General features: G+C 46.5%; 24 protein-coding genes, 10 tRNA genes, 1 pseudogene and 1 riboswitch. Of the genes and pseudogenes, 28 read left to right on the top strand and 7 right to left on the bottom strand.

Annotation, left to right across the window (positions count from 1 at the left end; genetic code table 11):
* Positions 1-93: 93 nt before the first annotated feature.
* The 11 genes from ACIFQN_RS35225 to ACIFQN_RS35175 all read left to right on the top strand — a co-directional run bounded on the left by ACIFQN_RS35225 (position 94) and on the right by ACIFQN_RS35175 (position 2590).
* Positions 94-169, top strand: a tRNA-Val gene (locus ACIFQN_RS35225).
* Positions 170-188: 19 nt separating this feature from the next.
* A tRNA-Met gene (locus ACIFQN_RS35220) sits at positions 189-265 on the top strand.
* Between the two features lie 77 nt (positions 266-342).
* Positions 343-419, top strand: a tRNA-Asp gene (locus ACIFQN_RS35215).
* Between the two features lie 36 nt (positions 420-455).
* A tRNA-Phe gene (locus ACIFQN_RS35210) sits at positions 456-528 on the top strand.
* Between the two features lie 7 nt (positions 529-535).
* Positions 536-609: transfer RNA gene (locus tag ACIFQN_RS35205), tRNA-Trp, on the top strand.
* A 28-nt stretch (positions 610-637) separates the two neighbouring features.
* Positions 638-713, top strand: a tRNA-His gene (locus ACIFQN_RS35200).
* A gap of 27 nt (positions 714-740) precedes the next feature.
* Positions 741-815: transfer RNA gene (locus tag ACIFQN_RS35195), tRNA-Gln, on the top strand.
* A gap of 7 nt (positions 816-822) precedes the next feature.
* Positions 823-898: transfer RNA gene (locus tag ACIFQN_RS35190), tRNA-Gly, on the top strand.
* A gap of 19 nt (positions 899-917) precedes the next feature.
* Positions 918-991, top strand: a tRNA-Cys gene (locus ACIFQN_RS35185).
* A gap of 8 nt (positions 992-999) precedes the next feature.
* Positions 1000-1081: transfer RNA gene (locus ACIFQN_RS35180), tRNA-Leu, on the top strand.
* A 177-nt stretch (positions 1082-1258) separates the two neighbouring features.
* Positions 1259-2590 (top strand): purine/pyrimidine permease, encoded by a 1332-nt coding sequence (locus tag ACIFQN_RS35175; protein WP_429837704.1) that lies wholly within the window; start codon positions 1259-1261, stop codon positions 2588-2590.
* Positions 2591-2654: 64 nt separating this feature from the next.
* Here the strand turns inward: ACIFQN_RS35175 and ACIFQN_RS35170 are convergent, their stop codons facing one another.
* Positions 2655-3326: a B3/B4 domain-containing protein gene (locus ACIFQN_RS35170; RefSeq protein WP_429837703.1), complete on the bottom strand. Its 672-nt coding sequence runs from the start codon at positions 3324-3326 to the stop codon at positions 2655-2657.
* A gap of 166 nt (positions 3327-3492) precedes the next feature.
* Between ACIFQN_RS35170 and rnhA the strand changes: the two genes are divergently transcribed.
* From rnhA to ACIFQN_RS35150, 4 genes are all read left to right on the top strand, one after another.
* Entirely contained in the window at positions 3493-3933 is a 441-nt protein-coding gene (gene rnhA, locus ACIFQN_RS35165) for a ribonuclease HI (protein ID WP_429837705.1), read from the top strand.
* Positions 3930-5084, top strand: a complete 1155-nt coding sequence (gene queG / locus ACIFQN_RS35160; protein ID WP_429837702.1) for a tRNA epoxyqueuosine(34) reductase QueG — start codon at positions 3930-3932, stop codon at positions 5082-5084. Before rnhA ends, queG begins: the two co-directional genes overlap by 4 nt.
* A gap of 78 nt (positions 5085-5162) precedes the next feature.
* The gene (locus ACIFQN_RS35155; protein ID WP_429837701.1) at positions 5163-5711 is read left to right on the top strand and encodes a methylated-DNA--[protein]-cysteine S-methyltransferase; all 549 of its coding nucleotides are present in this window, start codon (positions 5163-5165) and stop codon (positions 5709-5711) included.
* A gap of 111 nt (positions 5712-5822) precedes the next feature.
* Positions 5823-6800, top strand: a complete 978-nt coding sequence (locus tag ACIFQN_RS35150; RefSeq protein WP_429837700.1) for an amidase domain-containing protein — start codon at positions 5823-5825, stop codon at positions 6798-6800.
* Positions 6801-6813: 13 nt separating this feature from the next.
* Here the strand turns inward: ACIFQN_RS35150 and ACIFQN_RS35145 are convergent, their stop codons facing one another.
* Positions 6814-7395, bottom strand: coding sequence for a ferric reductase-like transmembrane domain-containing protein (locus ACIFQN_RS35145; RefSeq protein WP_429837699.1), 582 nt, complete (start codon positions 7393-7395; stop codon positions 6814-6816).
* Between the two features lie 304 nt (positions 7396-7699).
* Here ACIFQN_RS35145 and trmL point away from each other — a divergent pair, with 304 nt between their 5' ends.
* The 3 genes from trmL (at position 7700) to ACIFQN_RS35130 (ending at position 9710) form a co-directional block, all read left to right on the top strand.
* Complete coding sequence (gene trmL / locus ACIFQN_RS35140) at positions 7700-8170, top strand: tRNA (uridine(34)/cytosine(34)/5-carboxymethylaminomethyluridine(34)-2'-O)-methyltransferase TrmL (protein ID WP_429837698.1); 471 nt, start codon at positions 7700-7702, stop codon at positions 8168-8170.
* Between the two features lie 70 nt (positions 8171-8240).
* On the top strand, positions 8241-8969 hold the full coding sequence (locus ACIFQN_RS35135; protein ID WP_429837697.1) for an HAD family hydrolase: 729 nt from the start codon (positions 8241-8243) through the stop codon (positions 8967-8969).
* Positions 8970-9089: 120 nt separating this feature from the next.
* The gene (locus ACIFQN_RS35130) at positions 9090-9710 is read left to right on the top strand and encodes a hypothetical protein (RefSeq protein WP_429837696.1); all 621 of its coding nucleotides are present in this window, start codon (positions 9090-9092) and stop codon (positions 9708-9710) included.
* A 292-nt stretch (positions 9711-10002) separates the two neighbouring features.
* On the opposite strand, the gene ACIFQN_RS35125 is transcribed toward ACIFQN_RS35130, so the two are convergent.
* Positions 10003-10203: a hypothetical protein gene (locus ACIFQN_RS35125; protein WP_429837695.1), complete on the bottom strand. Its 201-nt coding sequence runs from the start codon at positions 10201-10203 to the stop codon at positions 10003-10005.
* Positions 10204-10572: 369 nt separating this feature from the next.
* On the opposite strand from ACIFQN_RS35125, the gene ACIFQN_RS35120 reads away from it, so the two are divergent.
* Together ACIFQN_RS35120 and yhbH are read left to right on the top strand one after the other, a co-directional pair.
* On the top strand, positions 10573-12471 hold the full coding sequence (locus ACIFQN_RS35120; RefSeq protein ID WP_429837694.1) for a PrkA family serine protein kinase: 1899 nt from the start codon (positions 10573-10575) through the stop codon (positions 12469-12471).
* An 85-nt stretch (positions 12472-12556) separates the two neighbouring features.
* Complete coding sequence (yhbH, locus tag ACIFQN_RS35115) at positions 12557-13714, top strand: sporulation protein YhbH (RefSeq protein ID WP_429837693.1); 1158 nt, start codon at positions 12557-12559, stop codon at positions 13712-13714.
* 495 nt (positions 13715-14209) lie between these two features.
* Here yhbH and ACIFQN_RS35110 read toward each other — a convergent pair whose 3' ends face one another.
* Positions 14210-14488 carry a hypothetical protein gene (locus tag ACIFQN_RS35110; protein WP_429837692.1) on the bottom strand — a complete coding sequence of 93 codons (279 nt, stop codon included), beginning with the start codon at positions 14486-14488 and terminating at the stop codon, positions 14210-14212.
* 142 nt (positions 14489-14630) lie between these two features.
* Positions 14631-15338 (bottom strand): hypothetical protein, encoded by a 708-nt coding sequence (locus ACIFQN_RS35105; protein ID WP_429837691.1) that lies wholly within the window; start codon positions 15336-15338, stop codon positions 14631-14633.
* A 303-nt stretch (positions 15339-15641) separates the two neighbouring features.
* On the opposite strand from ACIFQN_RS35105, the pseudogene ACIFQN_RS35100 reads away from it, so the two are divergent.
* A pseudogene (locus ACIFQN_RS35100) lies at positions 15642-15791 on the top strand (sporulation protein YhbH); the annotation flags it as partial.
* A gap of 232 nt (positions 15792-16023) precedes the next feature.
* On the opposite strand, the gene ACIFQN_RS35095 reads toward ACIFQN_RS35100, so the two are convergent.
* Complete coding sequence (locus ACIFQN_RS35095; RefSeq protein WP_429837690.1) at positions 16024-17484, bottom strand: methyl-accepting chemotaxis protein; 1461 nt, start codon at positions 17482-17484, stop codon at positions 16024-16026.
* A gap of 1 nt (position 17485) precedes the next feature.
* Positions 17486-18037 (bottom strand): GNAT family N-acetyltransferase, encoded by a 552-nt coding sequence (locus ACIFQN_RS35090; RefSeq protein ID WP_429837689.1) that lies wholly within the window; start codon positions 18035-18037, stop codon positions 17486-17488.
* Positions 18038-18287: 250 nt separating this feature from the next.
* A riboswitch (cyclic di-GMP riboswitch) is annotated at positions 18288-18371 on the bottom strand.
* Between the two features lie 272 nt (positions 18372-18643).
* Between ACIFQN_RS35090 and ACIFQN_RS35085 the strand changes: the two genes are divergently transcribed.
* The 7 genes from ACIFQN_RS35085 to ACIFQN_RS35055 all read left to right on the top strand — a co-directional run bounded on the left by ACIFQN_RS35085 (position 18644) and on the right by ACIFQN_RS35055 (position 24216).
* Entirely contained in the window at positions 18644-19453 is an 810-nt protein-coding gene (locus ACIFQN_RS35085) for a TrmB family transcriptional regulator (protein WP_429837688.1), read from the top strand.
* 83 nt (positions 19454-19536) lie between these two features.
* A complete protein-coding gene (locus tag ACIFQN_RS35080) occupies positions 19537-20271 on the top strand; it encodes an AzlC family ABC transporter permease (RefSeq protein WP_429837687.1) in 735 nt (244 codons plus the stop codon).
* Complete coding sequence (locus ACIFQN_RS35075) at positions 20262-20588, top strand: AzlD domain-containing protein (protein ID WP_429837686.1); 327 nt, start codon at positions 20262-20264, stop codon at positions 20586-20588. The genes ACIFQN_RS35080 and ACIFQN_RS35075 overlap by 10 nt, the downstream gene beginning before the upstream one ends.
* A gap of 73 nt (positions 20589-20661) precedes the next feature.
* The gene (locus ACIFQN_RS35070; RefSeq protein WP_429837685.1) at positions 20662-21369 is read left to right on the top strand and encodes a DNA alkylation repair protein; all 708 of its coding nucleotides are present in this window, start codon (positions 20662-20664) and stop codon (positions 21367-21369) included.
* 518 nt (positions 21370-21887) lie between these two features.
* The gene (locus ACIFQN_RS35065; protein WP_429837684.1) at positions 21888-22664 is read left to right on the top strand and encodes an amino acid ABC transporter substrate-binding protein; all 777 of its coding nucleotides are present in this window, start codon (positions 21888-21890) and stop codon (positions 22662-22664) included.
* A gap of 131 nt (positions 22665-22795) precedes the next feature.
* The gene (locus tag ACIFQN_RS35060) at positions 22796-23455 is read left to right on the top strand and encodes an amino acid ABC transporter permease (protein ID WP_429837683.1); all 660 of its coding nucleotides are present in this window, start codon (positions 22796-22798) and stop codon (positions 23453-23455) included.
* A gap of 14 nt (positions 23456-23469) precedes the next feature.
* Complete coding sequence (locus tag ACIFQN_RS35055) at positions 23470-24216, top strand: amino acid ABC transporter ATP-binding protein (protein WP_429837682.1); 747 nt, start codon at positions 23470-23472, stop codon at positions 24214-24216.
* The last annotated feature ends 58 nt before the right edge of the window (positions 24217-24274 follow it).

Here is a 24274-nt window from a genome sequence, read left to right as displayed (position 1 = left end):
AATCCCCTACGGGTCACCATAATTCCCCACAAAGTGAAGTGGCGCTTTGTAGCAACACCGAGTACTTTGCGGGGGCCCCTTTTGGGGTGATTTGGAGGCTTAGCTCAGCTGGGAGAGCATCTGCCTTACAAGCAGAGGGTCGGCGGTTCGATCCCGTCAGCCTCCACCACTTATTTATTATTTATTGTCGCGGGATGGAGCAGCTCGGTAGCTCGTCGGGCTCATAACCCGAAGGTCGCAGGTTCAAATCCTGCTCCCGCAACCAAATTTTTCACTTGAACGACGTCGAATGTTCTTCTTGCTCAAGTGAGATGGGAGTGCCCCCTGGGTGCAACCAAATATGGAGCTGTGGTGAAGTTGGAGTTCACGCCGGTCTGTCACACCGGAGGTCGCGGGTTCGAGTCCCGTCAGCTCCGCCATTTCTTATCTATAAAAATGGCGATTAACATACATATGGCTCGGTAGCTCAGTCGGTAGAGCAGAGGACTGAAAATCCTCGTGTCGGCGGTTCGATTCCGTCCCGAGCCACTTTTATAGGGGCATAGTTTAAAGGTAGAACGAAGGTCTCCAAAACCTTTGGTGTGGGTTCGATTCCTACTGCCCCTGCCATTCTTCAAAAACAACAGTAGTAAACATGGCGGTCGTGGCGAAGGGGTTAACGCACCGGATTGTGGCTCCGGCACTCGTGGGTTCAAGTCCCATCGATCGCCCCATGAATTTTATAGTTGGGGATTACTTTTTGGGGTATAGCCAAGCGGTAAGGCAACGGACTTTGACTCCGTCATTCCTAGGTTCAAATCCTAGTACCCCAGCCATATAGATGCGGATGTAGCTCAATTGGTAGAGCGTCGCCTTGCCAAGGCGAAGGTCGCGGGTTCGAGACCCGTCGTCCGCTCCATTAGTTTCATACGTTTCATGGAGGCATAGCCAAGGGGTAAGGCACGGGTCTGCAAAACCCTTATCCCCGGTTCAAATCCGGGTGCCTCCTCCAACAAATTTGCCGGTGTGGCGGAATGGCAGACGCGCGCGACTCAAAATCGTGAGGGAAACCGTGGGGGTTCAAGTCCCTTCACCGGCACCATATTTTACGAGCTAACCCTGAATGTCAAGATCTCTTGATGCTCGGGGTTTTTTCTGATTAGATTCGTCAAATTAACACTTTACTCTAGGATGTCGGTAGCAAAAAGACGTTATTTCGGGCATAGTGTATACGTAGGACAGTAGCGGATAGCGTGAGGAAGAAGATGAGGTGGTTGGTATGTTTTACAAGCTGCATGATAAGCCGCCGATAGGCACGACCGTTCTTTCAGCCCTCCAGTGGATGATCGTCGCGGTTTCAAGTAGTGTAGCGGTTCCCTTGATGATTGGGGATATATACGGGTTACAACCGGATGAGATCGGAAACCTGATGCAGCAGACCATGTTTTTTATTGGTCTCGCGTCATTGCTGCAAGTATGGATTGGCCATCGTTATCCCATGCTGGAAGGACCTGCGGGATTATGGTGGGGAATTTTTATCATTTTGGCTCAACTCGGATCAAGTGCAGGCCTTCATCCACGGGAGATTGGTCAGTCGTTTCAAGTCGGAATGGGGATGGCCGGTTTATTATTCCTCATTTTCGGGATGATGGGCTGGATTGGAAAGCTCCAGAAATGGTTCACTCCGTTGGTATCCGGAACGTATATGATCCTGCTCGCGATTTCTTTATGCAGTAATATTTTGACGGGAATGCTGGGAATAGGCTTTCAGCATTCAAAAGAAGTTCAGCCTGGAGTAGCTATCGTATCCATTGGAATTGTTGCACTAGTCATCCTGATTATGCGGACAAAACGATTTTCCAGCTTTGCGGTCTTGTTTGGGATGGTCGGCGGATGGCTGTTGTACGCGATCTTTGGCTGGACAGAACCGGTTCGTCCGGCTGAGCATCTGATCTCCTGGCCATCTCTATTTTTTTGGGGACCTCCACGCTGGGATTGGGGTGTGGTCCTGACCAGCATGCTTACCGGATTCGTTCTGCTGACCAATTTGGTGACCAGTACGAACGTGATGGGAAAAGCGACTGAAACGGTTCCAACCAAACAGCAATACAATCGTGGGGGTATCTTCACGGGGGTTTCTCATCTATTGTCTGGGTTTAGCGGCGTTGTCGGGATGATTCCCCTATCTTTGGCTGCGGCAGTCATTCAAACGACGCGAATGGCATCCCGTTTGCCGTTTATGCTGGCGATGATCGGGATGATGCTCATCGGCTTGCTTCCGACGGTTGCTCATTTCTTGGCAGCATTGCCTACACCCGTTGCTTATGCGGCCATGTTTATCTCGTATACGCAACTGCTTGGTTTTGGACTAAAGGATTATGTGACTGTGAAGATGGACGAGCGGACGATTACAGTAGGGGGCGGCTCCCTTTTGATCGGGATCGGTGTAATGTTCGTCCCAGCAGTAGCTTGGCAACACCTGCCTGCGCTAGCGAGCTTTTTGTTTGGTAACGGTTTGCTGCTCGGTGTACTCGTATGCTTGTTGTTGGAACATGTGATTTTCCGCAAACGTGAAGATGACCAAATAAAGAAAGACGGCCACGCTGCTTAAGCGGCCGTCTTTCACTTTCTAAAACGCACTCGCACCTCGGTGAGCAGGCGGCGATAGAGGTTTTTTAGGTTGAAACGATGGAGGTATGGGTCACTTCTCCTCCGTTGATTTCGGTAAACATGCGGCCAACAGACCCGATAATCTCATCCTTCTTTTGAGAAGATACGTGCTCGTGGAAAAAGATTACATGCAAGAGATCACGAGTTTGTTCGGTTACGCAGGAACGTTTGGAGTCGACAATCGGGCTGCCAAAGGCGCCCTTTTCATCTGCAAGCAGCAGCTTTCCTTCCATTTGGACTTCCCGCCCATTCAAACCTTCGTAGCGATCATCGACATGGCCGATACGACAAAAAACATCGCCAGCTAGATGATTTAGATCGTAAATTCCAAAGGGAAGCGCGTGCAGCACGGAGAAGAAATTATTAACGTCAACCGCGCTGTTGATCCAGAAAAAAGGATTTCCCTGCAGCAGGCGGCGCAGTAATGCTTCTGAGGATGGGCGGTATCTCGACGGATCAATACCCGCCCGTTTAAAGGTACTACGCCATTCACGAATGCCTTCGATTTCTGAAAGACGCGATACTTCATGTTCCAATCGCAAGCTTTCTACGTAATAGTTGATGCGGCCTTGCAGCATTTTGGGAGAATCGCTGACGGAAGCACCGCTGTAGTGCAGAATACCGAGGGAAAAGCGGGGGAGACGCTCGGACACAGATGGATCTAGCTGTACCTTCATCAAGGTCACTCCTTTTTAGCGGATGCTCAAAAAGTTGGTGGATCGAAACAGTCTCCTTTTTGAACAGTGATTTTTTAGCCTATTTTTGGTAGTATAACAAAATATTTTTGTGGAAGCGACTAAGCTTCGATACAATAGAAGAGAACAGAGGAGGGAATCCTTGAAGATGACGATACGTGAAGTAGAGATTTATACAGATGGAGCATGTTCCGGTAATCCTGGGCCAGGTGGTTGGGGGGCTGTATTGATGTATGGCCAACATATCAAGGAAATGTCCGGTGCCGAACCAAATACAACGAACAACAGAATGGAGCTGCAAGCGGCGATTTCAGCGCTTTCTACCCTAAAGGAAGCTTGCAAGGTTACCTTGTACAGCGATAGCGCGTATTTGGTCAACTGCTTCAAGCAGGGATGGTACAAGGGTTGGCTAAAAAATGGCTGGAAGAACAGCAAGGGACAGCCAGTAGAGAATCAAGACTTGTGGAAAGAACTGCTTCGATTAATGGAGATTCACCAGGTAGAGTATGTAAAAGTAAAAGGACATGCCGACAACAAGTGGAACAATCGCTGTGACGAGTTGGCGACAGGAGCGATCAAACAGTTGTGAATGATCAGCAGTACTGGGAACAGACGAAGCAGTCCATCATTGACTATGCCACGGAAATAGGGATTGATAAAATAGGCTTCGCCAGTGCCGATCCCTTTGAAACCCTCAAAGAACGGCTTGTCGAGCATCGAGAAAAGGGGTACGAGTCAGGCTTTGAGGAGCCGGACCTGGACAAGAGAACGGAGCCTGGCTTGATTCTAGAGGGGGCTCGCTCGCTTATTTCCATTGCCCTGGCGTATCCATCCAAGCTGGAGAATCCGCCCAAGTCTGAGCCAGGTGCTTACCGTGGGATATTATGCCGTGCGGCTTGGGGAACAGATTACCACCATGTTCTACGCGATAAGCTGGACAAGCTGGCACGATTCATCATGGAACTGGAGCCTGGCGCTGCGGTAGAGTCAATGGTTGATACAGGGGCTCTATCTGATCGGGCTGTAGCAGAGCGAGCGGGAATCGGCTTTGTCGGCAAAAACTGTGCGGTAATTACACCCGAATTTGGTTCCTGGGTCTATCTGGGTGAGCTTGTGACAACCTTGCCGCTACCTAGTGATCAACCGATTGAGGAAGGCTGTGGTGACTGTAATATATGTGTTGATGCATGCCCGACAGGAGCGCTGGTGCAAGGCGGACAATTGAATGCCCAACGCTGTGTTGCTTATTTGACTCAGGTTAAAGACTTCATTCCAGATGAATTCAGAGGGAAGATTGGGAACAGGCTGTACGGCTGTGATACCTGTCAAACCGTTTGTCCCAAGAATCGTCGTATCAATATGACCCACCATACTGAGTTCTCGCCTGATCCAGAAACGGCCAAGCCTTTATTGATTCCGTTGCTAGAGATGAGTAACAAGGAGTTTAAGCAAAAGTTTGGGCTTTCGTCGTCTTCCTGGAGAGGGAAAAAGCCAATCCAGCGAAATGCTATTTTAGCGCTTGCCCATTTTAAGGACAAGTCTGCCGTACCCCATCTGATACGCCTTTTAGCGAACGATCCGCGGCCCGTCATTCGCGGTACTGCTGCTTGGGCATTGGGAAAGATCGGTGGCGAGGAAGCAAAAGCTGCACTGGAGCTGGCAAGAGAGAAAGAAGAGTCACAAGAAGTATTACTTGAAGTAGAAAAAGGAATGGGGTTCATTATCGGACAGATTAACTAACCGATAGCATCGTATGAAAAGCCTGGCGAGGCAAATCGTTTTGCACGTAAAAAGGAAACGGGTTGGGAGGAGAGTCGGATGGCAAAAGTATTGGGGTATACTACGATGGAGTCACCAATTGGTCCACTGCTGTTAGCCTCTACAGAAAAGGGCCTGTGCTATATTGAGTTTGCCGATGAAGAATACGGCTTGGACTCGCTCCTGCGCTGGTGCAAAAAGACGTTTTTGGGAATATCCCCAGAGCGTAATGATGCCATGAACGAAACCGCAAAAACGCAGCTAATGGAGTATTTTGCAGGCGAGCGTAAAGCGTTTGATATTCCAACCATGTTGTACGGAACACCTTTTCAAAAGACGGTATGGAGTGAGTTGGGGAATATTCCATACGGAGAGACCCGTTCTTACAAGGATATTGCCTTGGCTATTGGGGCATCCAAAGCTGTTCGCGCCATTGGCGGTGCAAATAATCGAAATCCGATTCCTGTCGTCATTCCGTGCCACCGCGTCATCGGCTCCAATGGGGCCTTGGTCGGCTATGGCGGCGGACTATCAATCAAAGAATTTTTGTTATCATTGGAGAATGTTCCTGTTTCGATACAAGCTTCGCCCAATCCAGCCGTCCGCTAGACCGGATGGCTTTTCTTTTTCTTCTGAATGAGTGGGTTCTGACATATTCTTCAATAGATGAAAGGTCGGGGAATAATCGATCAAGCTCCAATCAGGCAGGAGGGAAAGAAAATGGGCTGGCGAGGATTTGTCCAACGCTATTTCGATGCTGTACATCAATCGTGGATAGATGGGGAGTATAATCGGCTGCTTCCTTTTTATATGGAAAGCAAGCAAGTGAATACCAGCGAATGGGAGCGGTTGAATCGGGAGCATAGGCAGGCTGAAAAACGTGGAGCCCTACTTCGTTCTGTAACGGGACGAGTAGTACCGTTGTGCTGGATGGAGACAGATTCCGCTCTAGAAATTACGTTTTCCTGGGAAGGAAGGCGTCAGTACGTGCTGGAACAAGGTCAGCATAGGTACGAGGAAGCAAGTCAACGCCTGCTACAGCTCCGTTTGCATAAAGGAAATGACCAGTGGTCCATCTCCGGAACTAGGGAATGGGATGGAGATTCCAAAGATGCCGTCAACCATGAGCAGGAAGAACTGATTGTGCCTGGTTCGGCGGTAGAGGATGCGATCACACAGCCGCTCTTGGTAGTGCATGGTGCAGGAGGGTATAATCCGGAAAGAGCTGTGGCTTATGCAGAACGCTACTGGAATACAACGAATCCAGCGTACCCCCGTTTTACAGACGACTGTACGAATTTCATCTCCCAATGTCTACACGCCGGGGGTATTCCGATGCTCTTTTCCAAAGAGAAAGGCAAAGGCTGGTGGATGCGCACGGGAAAAGGGGGAGAATGGAGCTACAGCTGGGCAGTAGCCCATAGTTTGTACCTCATGCTCAAATCAGGGGGTGCTCCTATGCGTGCTGTCGTGAAAAGTTCAGCAGCTGAGCTGGTTCCAGGCGATATTATTTGTTACGACTTTGATGGTGATGGTCGTTTTCAACACAATACGATTGTAGTCGCCAAGGATGCCAATGATATGCCGTTGGTCAATGCCCATACGACAGATAGCAGCATGCGCTTCTGGGCGTATGAAGATTCCACAGCTTACACCCCCAATATGCGCTATGCGTTTTTTCATATACGAGGGATGTAGGAGCCCTCGTTGTTCACCGTTGCCGTTTTCGCATCACGGTGATAAAACCTATCCCACGAATCAAAAAGACGGCTGCAGCCAGCCAGAGCATGTCTGCAAAGCTGTGTGGCTCTCCTTTGATCGATTGGATGTATATCAAGCTGTGGAAGAGGACGAAGAGGAACAGAGCTGGATTGGCGAGGTGGAGCCGCTTCCAGCTGGAGCCGCCCAGCCATTTTTCTGTACGGCGTGAAGAAGTGAGCCAGAGTGAAAGAAGAATGCCAAAAGCAACCAACCCCATGTAATTGGCTACCCCAGTAAAGGACCAGTTGGGCAAGGGCCACCCGCGTCCGTCATCAGAAGCGAGAAAAAATAGTCCGAGCCAGCCGTCTGCCTTTGCTGCAGGTGTGTCGTGCAAGATCATCAGACGGGGTTCCCCCTGAAATAGGACGAGCACCAGCAGAACGTGCAAGAAACCGGTCAGACCAGCCCAGATCCCAATATCTCGGCGAATAGACAAAGAGGCTGCAATCCAGCGTGTGGGGAGCCATGATTTGAGAGGGCCGATGAGAAGAGTAAGGCCGATCAGGACAAATGATAGATAGCCAAGAATCATGCTCCATCTCTCCATGTGGGGAAATGCGGCGAAATCTGGCCACATCCATCGTACGCTTATAGCGAGTAACAATAGACAGAGTACATGTGTGCCAAATCGAAACCAGCAGAAGGGAGTTAAACGCATTGATCAGCACTCCTTTGGTGTTTTTGATTAGATGCAGCAGGTACTTGTTTTGTTACATGCACAATGGTGGTCATGGATATGTTCGTTTAGGTATAATAAAAGTGATCTTTCGTTCAAGCAGATGTTCAAAAAAGTTGAGCAGGTTCTTTCAGTTCGGTACACAAGGAGATTTGACGATATGCCGCTACATATTGTTTTGCATGAGCCGCTCATTCCAGCCAACACGGGAAATATTGCCCGTTCTTGCGCTGCGACGGGGGCCCATCTGCATTTGATTCATCCATTAGGCTTTTCTACAGACGATCGCTACCTGAAACGCGCTGGTCTGGATTACTGGCACGCGGTCAATGTCCATCATCATGAGAGCTTCGACCATTTTGCTGCGGCGCAGGGAGAAAATGCGGGTACGTTTTACTTTGTAGAAACCTGGGGGGAGACGCTGTATACAGAAGTCTCCTATCGCGATGGAGACTACATCATTTTGGGCAAGGAAACGACGGGCTTGCCGGAGGAGCTGACAAAGAGGTATCGAGAACAAACGATCCGCATCCCGATGAGTGGGGCGACGCGCTCCGTCAACTTGTCCAACTGTGCAGCTATAGTCTTGTTTGAAGGGTTGCGCCAGTTGGGTTTTCCAGCACTAAAGTAGCATGATCATAGGGGATGCCCGTTAGGAGATAGACGCTTGGGGCGCCTCCTTGAAAAGGGAGAGAATAGTAATGACCGTGAACACCATCCTGTTCGATCTGGACGGTACGCTTTTGGAGATGCAGACAGACCCTTTTGTGAAAAGCTACTTAGTAGAAGTGGGTCGCCATGTTGGAGACAAGTACGATACACAGAGGCTGCTGTCGCTCATCTGGGACGCGACCAAGGCAATGATTATGAGCCAGGAGCCCGACAAGACCAACGAGCAAGTATTTATCGAGTATTTTACAGCGCACAGTGAATGGGATCGCGAGGAAGTGTGGCCGTTGTTTGATTCCTTTTATCGGGATGTATTTCCGACGCTGTCGCATTTGACCTATCCTTCGCCATGGGCGAAACAGATCGTGGAAGCCGCCAAACAGCAAGGTTTCCGTATCGCAGTGGCAACCAATCCTGTTTTTCCGCGCGAAGCGATCCATCATCGCTTGGCCTGGATTGGAATGAGCGCTACTGACTTTGAGCTCGTTACCGTTTACGAAGAATCGCACTTCACGAAGCCCAATCCCGGATACTTCGCAGAAATTTGCCAAAAGCTTGGAGTGGAGCCGACCGATTGCATCATGGTGGGCAATCACATGCAGGAAGATATGGTTGCATCGAAGCTGGGGATGAAGACGTTCCTCGTCACGAATTGGATGGAAGACCGTGGGGAGCCGCAGTACCAGGTAGACCAACGCGGTACTTTAGAAGAACTGCACAAGGCCATTACCGAACGCAGCGGAGTTTTTGCAGGTGAATAAGCCTGCTTTTTTTCTTTATGAAGTCACTTTCTCGCAGCAATTCACATACTTTTCCCAAACTAATTGGGTAGGCTAGTCTTGTAACGCATGACGTTTTGACCTGTAGAGGAGGAGAGCTCTGTGAAAAAAATCGTTTCATCTCTGTTAGTCATTGGTTTATTGTTCGGCGGGATCTCAGCGGTTAGCGCAGAAGGTATGAAAGAAGAGACTGTAAAACAAACAAAAGAGGAAAAGGCACAGCACCAACTAGAAAAATGGCAGACAAAGGCAGCCAAGCTCGGAATTGACCAAAGCGGAAAAACGGCTGAACAACTCAAATCTGCTATTCATGAAGCAAAAGCAGAGCAGCGTGAACACGCCGACGCAAAACGCAGTGAGAAAGCAGCCAAGTGGGGAATTGAGACCACAGGCAAAACCAAAAAGGAAGTAAAGGCGGCTCTTACAGAGGCGAAAGCGGAAAAAGCAGCAGATAAAGCCGTTAAAAAAGAAGAGAAGGCAGCAAAAAAAGCGACGCAGGCAGCGAAGAACGAGGAGAGAGCAGTCAAGTGGGGCGTTGATCCGATAGGGAAAACCGCCAAGCAAGTAAAGGAAGAAATTCAGCTTAAGAAGACTGCCATGAAGGCCGAGAAGAAAGCTGAAAAACAGGCTGAGAAACAAGAAAAGAAACAAGAAAAGAAACAAGAAAAGAAACAAGAAAAGAAACAAGAAAAGAAACAAGCGGGTAAAAAGCAAGATGTGTAGACCATAACGGCAAAACAAAAAAGCAGGTTGCCACTTCATAGGCAGCCTGCTTTTTTTGCTAGGAGAAGTGCTATTTAGGAAGCGACTCAACTCTAGCTTGTCCTTACAGATTCCAAGTTTTGTCCTCATTGTAACCGGCTGTAAGAATGAAGAACAGAAAAGCTGCGAAGACCAACGCTACGATAAACGCACCCATGTTGGACAGCTCCTTTCGTAAACAAACTACTCCCATTATAGCGTAGCCTGCCCACTTTGCAAACGGATTAAAGGCTGTTCCATCAACTTTCTTGTATCAAGTCAATGACAATTTCCGGTATTTATTGAAGAGGCTCAAAAAAGCACCGAGGGCGATGGGAACACTGAGGATTTCTCCAGTATCGAGCTGCATGCCTGTTACCCATTGGTACGTAAATACAGACACGATGATGGAGGAAGCGATTCCGGTAAGATAGAGTCCTTTTTTCAGTTGAATGCGATCCATTTGTATGTTCATGATATGATTTCCTCCAATGATTTTCTCGTCAATTAGTATGACATCCGAATTTGTTGATCTTGTACTTAGTGTATATAAAAATGATGTTTTCAAACCATCGATTTACCTTACGGAACAAATAAAAAACCTTACATTCCTGTAATTCATCGAACATCTGAAGAGGAAATGGCTCTTCCAGTATCATTTTTGTGGCAAGATTGCCGAAACTTGTGCTGATGTCTCGCATACAGATATGTAAAGGCTTTACGAGCCTGTTGGCAACCGAAGAAAACGGGTTCCACGCGAATGCGTGACCGCAGGCAGACATATACATGAGAGTACATTGTCGTTGGGGAAGAGAGAGGGGCTTATGAGGGAGGAGTGTCGAATATGGACATTTTAAAACGGATCGCTGAGCACCGGGCCCGAGAAGAAAACCTGATGTGGAGAGGCACGTTCGCTGAATATTTGCAACTGGTTCGCAAAAATCCGCAAATTGCACAGACGGCTCATTCACGCGTCTACAACATGATTAAGAGCGCTGGTGTAGAGGAGAACGAAGATGGCACCCGCTCGTATCAATTTTTTAGCAGGGAAATTTTCGGTCTGGACCGTTCGGTAGAGCGACTGGTCGAGGAATATTTCCACTCGGCTGCACGACGACTAGATGTACGCAAAAGGATCTTGCTCTTGATGGGACCGGTCAGTGGAGGAAAGTCTACCTTGGTCACCATGCTCAAGCGTGGGCTGGAGGAGTATTCCCGAAACGAGGAAGGGGCGATCTACGCACTGGAAGGTTGTCCGATGCAAGAGGAGCCGCTTCACCTGATTCCGCATGAGCTGCGCGCTGAAGTAGAAGAAGAGCTGGGAATCAAGATCGAAGGGGAATTGACACCATATAACCGTATGCGATTGGAAAACGAGTACGGTGGATGCATTGAGGATTTTCCTGTATGCCGGATTCTTTTCTCAGAAGCAAATCGTGTGGGGATTGGTACCTTTAGCCCGTCTGATCCAAAATCTCAAGATATTGCCGATTTGACGGGAAGCATCGACTTTTCGACGATCACCAAGTACGGTTCCGAGTCTGACCCGCGCGCCTATCGCTTTGACGGCGAATTGAACAAAGCAAACCGCGGGCTGATGGAATTCCAGGAGATGCTCAAATGCGACGAGAAATTCCTCTGGCATCTGCTGTCTTTGACACAGGAAGGAAACTTCAAGGCTGGTCGTTTCGCACTCATTTCAGCCGATGAGCTGATCGTAGCGCACACAAACGAATCCGAGTACAAGGCTTTCATTGCCAATAAGAAAAATGAAGCCCTGCAGTCGCGGATTATCGTCATGCCGATGCCGTACAACTTGCGTGTCAGTGATGAAGAAAAAATCTACTCCAAGCTGATCAAGCAATCTGATCTGGGTCATGTGCACATCGCGCCGCACGCGCTTCGATCAGCAGCGATTTTCTCGATTCTCACCCGCTTAAAGGATTCCAAGAAGCAGGGTGCCGATCTCCTGAAAAAAATGCGTCTGTATGATGGAGAATCGGTGGAAGGCTTCAAGGGAGCCGATCTGGAAGAGTTGAGAAACGAGCACGCTGATGAGGGGATGGCAGGGATTGACCCACGTTATGTCATCAACCGCATTTCCAGTGCACTGATTCGTCGCGATACGGAGTGCATCAATGCCTTGGATATTCTGCGCGCGCTTAAAGAGGGCTTTGACCAGCATCCATCCATCACCAAAGAACAGCGGGAGCGGTACATGAATTTCATTTCCAATGCCCGCAAGGAATACGATGAGCTAGCCAAAAAAGAAGTCCAAAAAGCATTTGTTTACAGCTACGAAGAATCGGCGAAGACGCTCATGGATAACTACCTCGACAACGTCGAAGCGTATTGCAATATGAATAAGCTGCGTGACCCTGTTACAGGGGAGGAAATGGATCCAGATGAGCGCCTGATGCGTTCCATCGAGGAACAGATCGGCATCTCGGAAAATGCCAAGCGGGCCTTCCGCGAAGAAATACTCATTCGGATTTCGGCTTACGCACGTAAAGGCAAGCGTTTTGACTACAGTACGCATGACCGTCTGCGGGAAGCCATTGAGAAAAAACTGTTTACGGATTTGAAGGACGTAGTCAAAATTACTACTTCCAACAAAACACCAGATGAGCATCAACTGAAAAAGATTAACGAGGTAACGAAGAGACTCATAGAAGACCACCAGTATTGCCCGATGTGCGCCAATGAACTACTCCGTTATGTAGGCAGTCTGTTGAACCGTTAACCATCACTCGGCCAAAGAAGAGGCAACGGTTTATCCAGCACGTCATATTCGGCGCAGATTGCGCCAGTTACTAGGAGGAGACGGCATGGAAGATACTTCATCGTTCATTGTCTCCCGGGAAGACTGGTCGCTGCACCGCAAAGGGTACCAGGACCAAAATCGACACCAGGAAAAAGTGAAAGAAGCGATCAAGAAAAATCTGCCCGATCTAGTCAGCGAAGAAAATATCATCATGTCGAACGGTCGGGAAGTAATCAAGATCCCTATTCGCTCCCTGGATGAGTACCGATTGCGTTTTAACTTCCAAAAGGGGAAGCACGGCGGTCAGGGAAAAGGAAACAGCAAAGTAGGGGACGTAGTAGCCAAGGATGGCGATCAGGCCCAAGGACCGGGAAAAGGTCAAGGTGCCGGTGATCAGCCGGGTGTGGATTACTACGAGGCGGAAATCAGTGTGGAGGAACTGCAGGAAATGCTGTTCGCCGAGCTGGAGCTGCCTAATTTGCAACGAAAAGACGAAGATCAGATCGTTATTGAAGAAACTCGTTTCAACGATGTGCGAAAAAAAGGCTTGATGGGCAACATAGACAAGAAACGGACGCTAATCGCCGCCATACGTCGCAATGGGTTGGCTGGGTACACTGATCTGGAGCTTGGCATCACAGAAGAGGACCTGCGTTTTAAGACGTGGGAAGAAATCATCAAGCCCCATTCCAATGCCGTCATCATCGCGATGATGGATACCTCAGGTTCGATGGGCGTGTTTGAGAAATACATTGCCCGCAGCTTCTTTTTCTGGATGGTTCGCTTTTTGCGGACCAAGTACGAAAAAGTAGAAATCGTCTTTATCGCACACCATACGGACGCGAAGGAAGTGACGGAGGATACGTTTTTCTCCAAGGGAGAGAGCGGTGGAACCATCTGCTCCTCTGCCTACAAAAAAGCGCTGGAGATTATCGACAGCCGTTACCCGACCGCCCAGTACAATATTTATCCGTTCCACTTTTCAGATGGCGACAACCTCACTTCTGACAATGAGCGCTGCGTCAAGCTCGTAAAGGAACTCATGGATCGGTGCAATATGTTCGGCTATGGGGAGGTCAATCAGTATAACAGGCACTCGACGCTGATGTCCGCCTACCGGCACATCAAGGAACCCAAGTTCATGCATTGCGTCATTCGGGAAAAGGGAGAGGTTTACAAGGCGCTGCGAACGTTTTTTGGGAAGAAGGAAGTACAGGTGTAGGGCTAGTTAAATCCATTTGCAGGCAAGTATCGAGAAAGCAAGCAGTGAGAAGTGCCCCTTTACGCAAAAGAGTGGAGAGCCCGATGGGTAGCCGCTCCTTGGCGAAAGGGGCTTTTGATGCTGGGTGTGCACATTTCCCATGCTTCTCTTCTAGCCCAACCATGCCTTCATTTTCATAGTATTTATCCTAGCGACTTATTGAGGCCTCTGGAATATTCAACTCCCTAGCGACACGTTTATACCCTAAACCATATTCAAGATACATCTGGGCTGCTTTATATTTCGAGTCAGCTGTGGGTGTGTTGTATTCTTTTCATGAAAAAATCCCCTCTAAATTAACAGTTTAGAGTCATTCTCTTAACTCTCTCACAGTACCGGGGCTAGCTTGTTGGGGAGGGCTTTTCTTAGCTGTCCATGATTTGGGGTCTTGACCAATTTTTTGATAGGGGTTTTCTGCTCATTTGCTAAGGGAAGTTCATTCTCAATAATACTTCCTTAACAATCTGAGAATAATTTCTTTATTTTATTTACGATACTAGTTGCAAAATTGTTAATCTTTTCTTCGAATTCTGCCCATATTAAATAAAATATCCCAACTATTATACATGTGGTAGCCCAAAACGTAGGGCCTGTACCAAGGAAATCTAGCCATCGTTCATAAAAGCCATCATTTCTCGAAATTCCTTGAAAAAATATAGCTGTATAATAGTAACGTGAAATATAAAGTAAAGCAGCCAAGGTACAAAAAGAAACTCCTACTGCCCGTTTTGACAAAGCAAATCATCCTTTGTGGTTAGTTTGTTTTTCTTATCCATTATATCTGATTACACCATTCGTTATTAGTCTTTCTTGGTTATCTTGTTAAAAATAAGGAAAAAGCCCTCAGTTTTTGAAAGAACTGAGGACCCGTATAGAACTAGTAGTACCAAGCAGCAAAGCATGCACCAATGGGTTTGTGGGCACTACCTGTTCCTGTTTTTCTATGTGTATAGAAGATCGAACTCCATTCATAAACATCAAAGTCTTGTGATTTGTTTTTTGCATAAGCATCAATGATATACATTTTACCATCATTAGCTGTATTATAAATTTCTTTAGATGAAACAGAATATTGTTGTGTAACGTTATAACCTACACCAGCACTAATTATTGAAGTATCAATATTTACAGAAGAGTTATACGAGGCTGATTCTAGTTGTTGAACGATTAATTCTAGTGGTGTTCCATTGCCTCTTTTACTTGTGCTCGCTATTTTTTCACTGCCGCATGTATCGTAAACTCTAGTAACTTGCACATATGGGTCTCGGCTTCCTGCTAAAGTATTATTTTTTTCAAATGTTTGGGATTCAGCTGGTTCTACTATAGTAACTTCAAGAGGGACAGCATCTGGGTGAGGTTTTTTGTAACCCATCTCATTAATGAATTTTTCTGGTTCTTGAATTTTTATGATTCTATTTCCATTCTTATCTGTCGTTTCTGTGTGCTTTAAAGTGCGAATATCAAATGATTTACTACAATTTGTTGGCTTATCATTGCTTTTTGCTTCAGCTAATGAACTTTGCCCTGTAAAGAGAAGTGCTGCGGTGAGTAAAATTTTTGATACGTGCCCAACAAACTTTTTCATTTTTCCAATCCTCCCAAAAAAGGTTATTGATCTACAATTTGTATTGTATACCATTTTTTACCTTATTGATATATAAAATTAATTTTTGTAAACATTTTGTAACTATTTTAATCAAACAGGTTTAATAAATCTGTCATATTAGTTTTAATACTAAATTCCTCAATAGAGATGAGTTCGATTTCTTAAATATAATTCGAGTTAGTGAATAATGATCATAAATCACCTATGTGTTTAGAATGCCTGAAGAGTCAGGTATTATGGCTAAGATAATGATAATAATAAGGTATTTGTATTTATCATAAAGAGGTCAATCAGTATAACCGCCATTCCACTCTGATGTCCGCGTATCGGCACATCAAGGAGCCAAAGTTCATTCATTGCGTGATCCGGGAAAAGGGCGAGGTTTACAAGGCGTTGCGCACGTTTTTTGGGAAAAAGGAAGTACAGGTGTAGGGCTAGTTAAATCCATTTGCAGGCAAGTAGCGAGAAAGCAAGCAGTGAGAAGTGCCCCTTTACGCAAAAGAGTGGAGAACCCGATGGGTAGCCGCTCCTTGGCGAAAGGGGCTTTTTGTTCGAGGAAGGACTTAGAATATGTTCAGCGTTTTTACGATGAAAAGTTTGAATCCTCTAGGGAAACATCTAAAAGAAAACCGCCCCTATCGAGAGGCGGTTCGTCGTTATTTACTTAATGCAGACTTCTAAGCTGATGCTCGATTTTTTCGAATCCGCCAGAGACCTTGACGACCTCTTCCTTCTGCTCGGAAACCAGCACCAGGACTTCTTCCAGTCCTTCTTTGTTCTTGTCTGTAATATCCGCATTGATTTCGACCTTCGCGCTTACTTCCTGGATCATACTGTGCACGTTGACGATGAACTCCTGCAAGTTTTTAGTCTTGTCAGCAAAGTCTTTCATATAGCTGTCGACATTGGTGAACATCTCTTGAACCTCGTGGATTCCCTCACTGTTTTTCTCAAAGGAAACTTGGGATTCGGAGATCATGTCGGAGACGCGTTTCATTTTTGCGCGAATGTTCATCAAGAGAGTAGCGATAGATTCAGAGGACATTTTGGATGATTCAGCGAGCTTGCGTACTTCATCAGCCACGACTGCGAATCCTCGCCCATGCTCTCCAGCCCTGGACGCTTCAATGGTTGCATTGAGTGCCAGAAGATTCGTCTGCGCCGAAATATCGGAAATCGTTTGAATGATTTTTTCAATCGACGCTGTTTCCTGATACAGCTCTTGAATCAGGCTGTTTGTGCCTTGGATGTCTGTAATGAACCGTTCGAAATCACTGCCAATATTCTCGATGCGTTTTCCGCTTTCATGTGTCGCTTCTTTCGTAGATTCCACATACTCGTGCATGGCGGTTACCGACCGCGTCATGTCTTCTACGCGAACGTTTGTAGAATTCATTTCATCACGCAATTCATTCGTGTTGTCTGTTTGTACAACAAACGATTGAAGTATCTCTTGGAGGGAAGTAACGCTCTCAACCGCGCGGATATTCACTCCATCTGTGAGCCTGTTCAAATTCTCTTGGTACTCTTGGACAGATTGCAGAGAATGATTGATCTGGTCAAGCACGCGTTGCAGCGATTCCTTCGATTCGATGGCCTCCTGCTTTTTCTGTTCGCTTTCTTCCTGCAGTTTGTTGTTGAAAACGGCATGCATCATACTGGTAACGGAAACAAAGCAGAAGGTAAGGAGGTAGTATAGCAAATCAACGGGAGAAGTAGAATGAAATATCGCTTCGCCCTGTGTAAAGAAATAGTAGGACACGATTCCCAGAGTTGCTACAATCGTCATAATATTAATCAGCTTGTCCTGGTATATCCCCATCACAGCAACGAAGAACATCACTGTCATAACATTGGTCATGTAGGGATCGAGTTGTAACACCACGAACATGAAGATGCCAATTACGGCAAAGTTGAAAAACTTCATAAAGGTCGCCATTTTGTCCTTTAGACTCGGGCGATTAGAGATGTAAGTGAAAGGCGCCAAAACGCCGTACAAAATACCGAGAACGGTCAGTACAAAGGGAAGCGGAACACCCACAATGAGGTTTATCATTTGTACGACTGTAATAATGCTCGCAAATACGGTAACAACCCAATTATTTCGTCTTCTTAATAGATCCATATCAACCCACTACCTCGACTTTTATTTGTGAAAACAACGGTGTGTACCATGAATAGTTAGGATGTTCTTTATTTAGATAGACTTCTTCTAGATGGAATAGCGTGGGGATGGCGTCTGCCCCTTTATAAAAGATCATATCTTTGACTTGAGTTGCCTTGATGTGATATCGGTTGTTGATTTTTTGGAAAAAGGTCGGGTCAGCAATACCGACAGCATGTGTGTAGCCATGCTTTTCTGCATAATCAATCATCAGAGAAATACCTCTGTGCCCGAGTTGTCCGCGATATTTTGGAAGAACAGCGAGACTATCTAACTCCATCACTTTCATCTCTTTCTTCAAGACATCCTGGAACAACGAACGAATAAACGGATTCGATTTCGAATGAGGCGTGAACTCATACGTCCCACCAAATTCTCCATCGTCCGCCTTCAAAAGGTACAAATCTGAACCATCTTTTGCATATTCCATGTCGAATCCCATGGAATCCCAGACCGTTTTTTTGATCTGATGAAATAATGCTAAAGACTCTGCTGAATCAACTTGTTTATACATCTGTTTCCACTCCAATATTGATAGCCGTTCTCATTTCTGCTGAAGTTGAAGCTGCAGAAACGGATGACTTTATATTTGAAACCTCTCGCATCTTTGCTACTCTGTTAAAATAAACGGGGTAAATTGGAAGCTGCCGAAGAAAGCATAGCATTCTCCTTTCCACTTTTAACTAAGGGAAATAAAAAAAGTTATTCCACAAAATGGAACAACCACCCGATCTCACCAACATCTAAAATTAGGCACTATGATGTATGGTAACCCGGCGATCATGGTCAAAGACTGTAGACCCGTGGTTTTGCGTCCCCACCTTTCGATGGATTTGCCCTTTTCATTTCGATGAAGAAAATTGTAAACGAATGTCGAAATATGAAAAATAGTATCCAAAATATAGAGTCTTGTCAAGTTTTGGTAGGTAATCTTGACCAACTCTTCATAAATCTGAGTAATCGACCAAGCCCTTCTTATCCATTAGAACAGAGCCTCTAGAACTAGAATCCGAGGCTCACATTGTGTATTTTTCTTTTTCCCTCCCCGCCTACAGCTTGATTGACAAATCATCCCCCCTGAATTTATAGTGGGTATAACAATAACCACTAAGAGGTCCGTATGGAAGATATTTATAAAGAACTGCAAAAGCTGGGCTTTTCCCAGTACGAATGCAAAGCGTACATCAGTCTCCTGAAGAACTCCCCAATCACTGGCTATGAAATCAGCAAACGCTCCGGTGTCCCACGCTCGATGATCTACGAAGTAATCGGGAAGCTGCTCGATAAAGGGGCAGTTCATACGGTACCTACGGAGCCCGTGACCTATGCGCCTTTGCCAGCGAAAGACTTGATCGGAAGACTGCGAAACAATTTCGAACAGTCGTTTGATTATTTGGAAAGAAAGCTCTCCGCGCTGGAAAGTGAACAAGAGGTAGATGTCATTCGGCGCATCAGCAGTGATGAGCATGTATTAATGGAAATAACGGAGATGATCGATCAGGCGAAAGAGGAAATTTGGTTGTCTATTTGGGAGCCGCAAGTAGCGTTTATCCAGGAACGGATAGATCGACGCGTCAAAGAAGGTATACCTGTCTTTTCCGTTCTATTTGGAAAAGTCGAGACACAAGTGGGGATAACATACCATCACGACTATATGTCTCCTGAAGTAGCCGAGGAACGGATGGGCGGTCATTTGACGATTGTAGCTCGGGACAAGGAAGAAGTATTGATCGCAAACTTCGGGCCGAACATGGCGGCGTGGGCAGTAAAAACGCAAGACCCTGCTCTGGTTCTGGTAGCTATCGAATATATTCGCCATGACATCATGTTCGCAGAAGTAACCAAGGTGCTTGGCCCAGAAAAGGTAGAAGCACTCTGGAGAAAGAAGCCTGATCTTTATCATGTTGTGACAGGCAAACGGTTCAGTTAATTGGGCCGTATTTTCTTCCGGTTTTTCATAGTCGTTATGTTTCTAACATCTAGTGAGTATAAGAGGAGAAGAGGGGTAGCAGGGTGAGTCAGGAAGAGCTTCAGTTGAAATCATTTTCGACCTCCAATGAGGAAGGCAGTTTTATCCAGGGCGTAAAAGACTGTATTCCGACCTTACTCGGGTATTTGAGTATTGGATTTGCTGCGGGTGTTTTGGAAAAGACGGCAGGACTTTCCATCATGGAGATTACGCTCCTCAGTGTTCTTTTGTATGCAGGCTCCGCGCAGTTCATTGCGGCCGGGATGATCGCTGCAGGGAGTTCAGCTACGGCGATTATGATCACCATCTTCTTTGTGAATTTGCGTCATATTTTACTTAGCGCCGCGCTTTCTCCGTATTTTCGTCATCTATCGGTATTCAAAAATATGCTCGTGGGCTCTCTTTTGACGGATGAAACGTTTGGGGTCGCCATTAATGAAGCTGCGAAAAAGAAACACATCCACGAAAAATGGATGCATGGCTTAAATCTGACGGCGTATCTCAATTGGATTATCGCAAATATTGCAGGTGCCTACTTCGGGCAATGGATTGCAAACCCGGAACGGTTCGGTCTGGACTTTGCTTTGCCAGCGATGTTTATTGGGCTATTGGTACTGGCGATCGTCAGTCGTAAAAGAATCAAGCTGGATGTTGTGGTAGCGATCTGTGCAGTCATTATTGCTGTCGGTGTGACGATTGTGTATCCTGGCAATTTGGGTGTCATTGTAGCTACAGTAGTCGCTTCTACGATTGGGATGGTGATTGATAAATGGAAGTGAGATGGGACATCTTTTTGATCATTTTAGGGTCTGCCCTGGTGACATTCCTGCCTCGGGTATTGCCGCTCATGGTACTCAGTCGAATGGAACTGCCCGATTGGGGAATCCGCTGGCTTAACTATGTTCCTATTTCTGTGATGGCTGCATTGGTTGGACAAGAGCTGCTCTTGCATGATGGACAGCTTGCCCCTCTTTTTACCAATCTGGAACTGATGGCAGCCATTCCTACCTTCCTTGTTGCCATCATGACCAGAAGCTTGCTCGGCACCGTGGTAGCAGGGATGATTTCCATTATGATTTTACGATATTTCCTGTAAGCGGGAATAAGGTGGAAACATTCCTCTATATGCTTAAGATAGGAAGATAGAGTGAGAGCAGGAAGGTGACGAAATGACAGTAGAGGAAGTCATGCAAAAGCTCGAAGCGATGGGGACGGAGCAAACGAAAAAGACTTTTCTTCGTCACGGAGCCAAGGAACCTTTTTTTGGAGTAAAAATCGGCGATATGAAAAAGCTGGTGAAAGAAGTGAAGCGTGATCAAAGTCTCGCGCTCGCATTATATGACACGGGTAACCATGACGCTATGTATTTGGCCGGCCTCGCTGTCGACCCCAAAAGCATGTCAAAAGAGCGGTTGCGCAGTTGGGCTCAGCAAGCATACTGGTACGCGCTTGCCGAGTACACGGTAGCAAACGTAGCGGCGGAAAGCGATTTTGCCATGGAGCTGGCGAGAGAATGGCTGGAAGCAAAAGAAGAGATGATCGCTGTGTGTGGCTGGAATACCTATTCCAATTATGTATCTATTACCGCTGATGAAAAGCTTGATCTAGACGAAATCAAGCGCCTGCTCCAGCGCGTAAAAGAAACGATTCATGAGGAAAGAAACCGTGTGCGTTATGTGATGAATCAATTTGTGATCTCCATAGGCGCATACGTCCCAGCTCTACACGCCGAGGCCCTCGAAGTCGCAAACGCGATCGGCAAAGTCCACGTCGATGTCGGCCAAACCGCCTGCAAAGTCCCGTTGGCGACGGATTACATCCGAAAAATAGAAGAACGAGGCAAAATCGGCCAAAAGAGAAAAACATGTATGTGCTAAAACCTTGATGTAGAAAACGTGGGAGTTCATTCCTACGTTTTTTTCGTTCTAAAAGAGCACATCCCAGGATAAGCTTTCAAAACGCTATTATTTACCCAAAAAAGAAATCTTCAAAAACTCACAGCTAGTGAGAGGAAAACGGAGAAATAAGCGAAAGGTCTTTGGGACCCCTACCAAGGCGGAATGGAAAAAACGAAACACGCTCGTAAGCGTCCACCTCTGAGAAGCCTTCTAGAATCCTCTACTTTGGACGCGGTTTCGTTTTTGGAATGGAGCCGACAGGGATGACCCAGAAAAGGGGCCCAAGAACCTGGAGCGTTTTCTCCGTTTTCCTCTCCTCCACTACAGCCCCAGTCAAACGAGTCCTTTTCCCCACCAACTGTTTGGAATTTATTGCAGAGTCACTTTTTTTAGGAGATTATCGACTCTTTTCTCATGATGTGCTATCATGATAACTTGTTAACGTATTACCACTTTATCAGACTAAAAAGATAGAATAATGATCTAGGGGGATTAAAATGAAAAAATTTGCACTGATGTCTTTGCTCATGGGAGCTATGCTTTCGTTGGTTGTAGGGTGTTCCAGCTCGAATACGGGTGCTTCTGGCAACAAACTCGTTGTGGGCATCGACGATAAGTTCGCGCCAATGGGTTTTCGTGATGAGAAAAACGAGCTGGTTGGCTTCGATATTGATTATGCACGGGCTGCTGGCGAAAAAATGGGGAAAGAAATAGTCTTTCAACCAATCGACTGGAGCTCCAAAGAATCTGAACTGAACAGCGGTCGTATCGACCTGATCTGGAATGGATATACAATTACAGACGAGCGTAAAGAAAAGGTTTTGTTCACCAAGCCTTATTTGAAAAATGCGCAAGTCGTTGTGACATTAGCCAAGTCCGACATGAGCAAAATGGCTGATTTGGCGGGCAAAGTTGTCGGTCTGCAAAAGCTTTCTTCTGCAGCCGACGCACTGGATGCCAACGAGATCAAAAACCAGGTCAAAACCATTACTGAGTTTCCCGATAACGTCCTAGCCCTCAGTGATTTGAAAATCGGACGCATCGACGCTGTCGTCATTGACCAGGTGGTAGCCGATTACTATATGTCCAAAGATCAAGGCACCTTCAAGTTTTTGGATGAGTCACTTGCACCAGAGGAATATGGAATTGGTGTCAAAAAAGGAAACGAAGCGTTATTAAATGAATTGCAAAAAGCGTTGGATACCATAAATCAAGATGGAACTGCCGCAAAAATATCGGAGAAATGGTTTGGCGAGGATCGCGTATTGAAATAGAAACAACGATGGCTTCGCCGAAGTGACGGCGAAGCCACGCTTTTATCCATGCGCAATCAGCCAGGGCATCGCCTGCGCCATCGTCAGTGGTGGACAAAAACCAAGTTATCCGAAAATAGGAGCATACGCATATGAGTTTAGATTATATCATCACGATTACCAAGCCCATGCTAGAAGGGGCGCAGATGACGGTGCTTTTGTTCCTCATCGCAATTCTGGTTTCCATCCCATTGGGCTTTATGATTACCATGATGGCGAATAGCAGCACCAAAGGGCTTGCCTGGTTTGCGAATACGTACATTTATGTAATGAGAGGAACGCCTCTCTTGTTGCAGTTGTTGTTCATCTGTTTTGGTCTGCCGCTTTTGCCTTTCGTGGGTGAATATTTGGTGATGGACCGTTTTGTCGCTGCCTGTGTAGGCTTTGTTCTGAACTATGCCGCTTACTTTGCGGAGATTTTCAGAGGGGGACTCCTCGCGATCGACAAAGGCCAATATGAAGCGGCGCAGGTGCTTGGCTTTAGCAAATGGCAGACAACGACCAAGATTATCCTGCCGCAAATGTTTCGTGTTGCACTGCCTGCTGTCGCGAATGAATCGATCACCCTGGTAAAGGATACGGCATTGCTTTATGCAGTTGCTGTTCCCGAGCTGCTTCATTTTGCACAGACGGCAGTGAATCGTGACTTTACTATTGTTCCTTTTTTTATTGCAGGCGTGATTTATTTAATCATGACTCTGTTATTGACTCTGTTTTTTAAGTGGCTGGAAAAAAGGTTCAAATTCGAATAAAGGACTGGCGAGAAATGGCGATCATTCAAGTATCCAAATTAAAAAAATCGTTTGGCAATCTGGAAGTCCTAAGAGATGTCTCGTTTGAGATAAAGAAAAACGATGTGGTCGCAGTAATCGGTCCTTCTGGATCGGGTAAAAGCACGATGCTCAGAAGCCTTGTCCATTTAGAACAGGTGAATAGCGGCAGCATTCGTATTCAGGATGATTACCTGGTCAAGGATGGCGTCTATGGCGACAGTCAAAAGATCAAGCAGATTACTGCAAAAATGGGGATGGTCTTTCAGCATTTCAATCTGTTTCCCCATTTGAATGTGCAAGAAAATCTGGAGATTGCGCCTCGCGTGGTCAAAGGCGAGTCATCCGAAGTGATTCGTCGCAGAAGTAAAGAATTACTGGAGAAGGTAGGGCTCGCTGACAAGGCAGATGCATACCCTGCAAAGCTCTCTGGCGGTCAAAAGCAGCGTGTAGCGATTGCCAGGGCGCTCATGATGAATCCAGACATCCTGCTGTTCGATGAACCCACCTCCGCTCTTGACCCAGAGCTGACCGGTGAGGTACTTCAGGTCATCAAGCAGCTAGCAAACGAGCATATGACCATGTTAGTTGTGACCCATGAGATGGGCTTTGCCAGGGAAGTGGCAAACCAGATCATGTTTATGGACAATGGCGAATTTGTTGAGTCTGGAACCCCTGAGCAAATGTTCACGAATGCACAATTTGACCGGACAAGAGCGTTCCTGCAGCGAGCCTTGAAATAGAATAATAGATTGCATATCAAAAGCCCTCTAGTGTCTCTGAAGTGCCCCCTGTCAAGTA

This window comes from Brevibacillus sp. NRS-1366 (genome assembly GCF_050467985.1).
The sequence above is the reverse complement of the archived record's forward strand: the minus strand, read 5'-3'. Positions and strand labels throughout refer to the sequence as shown.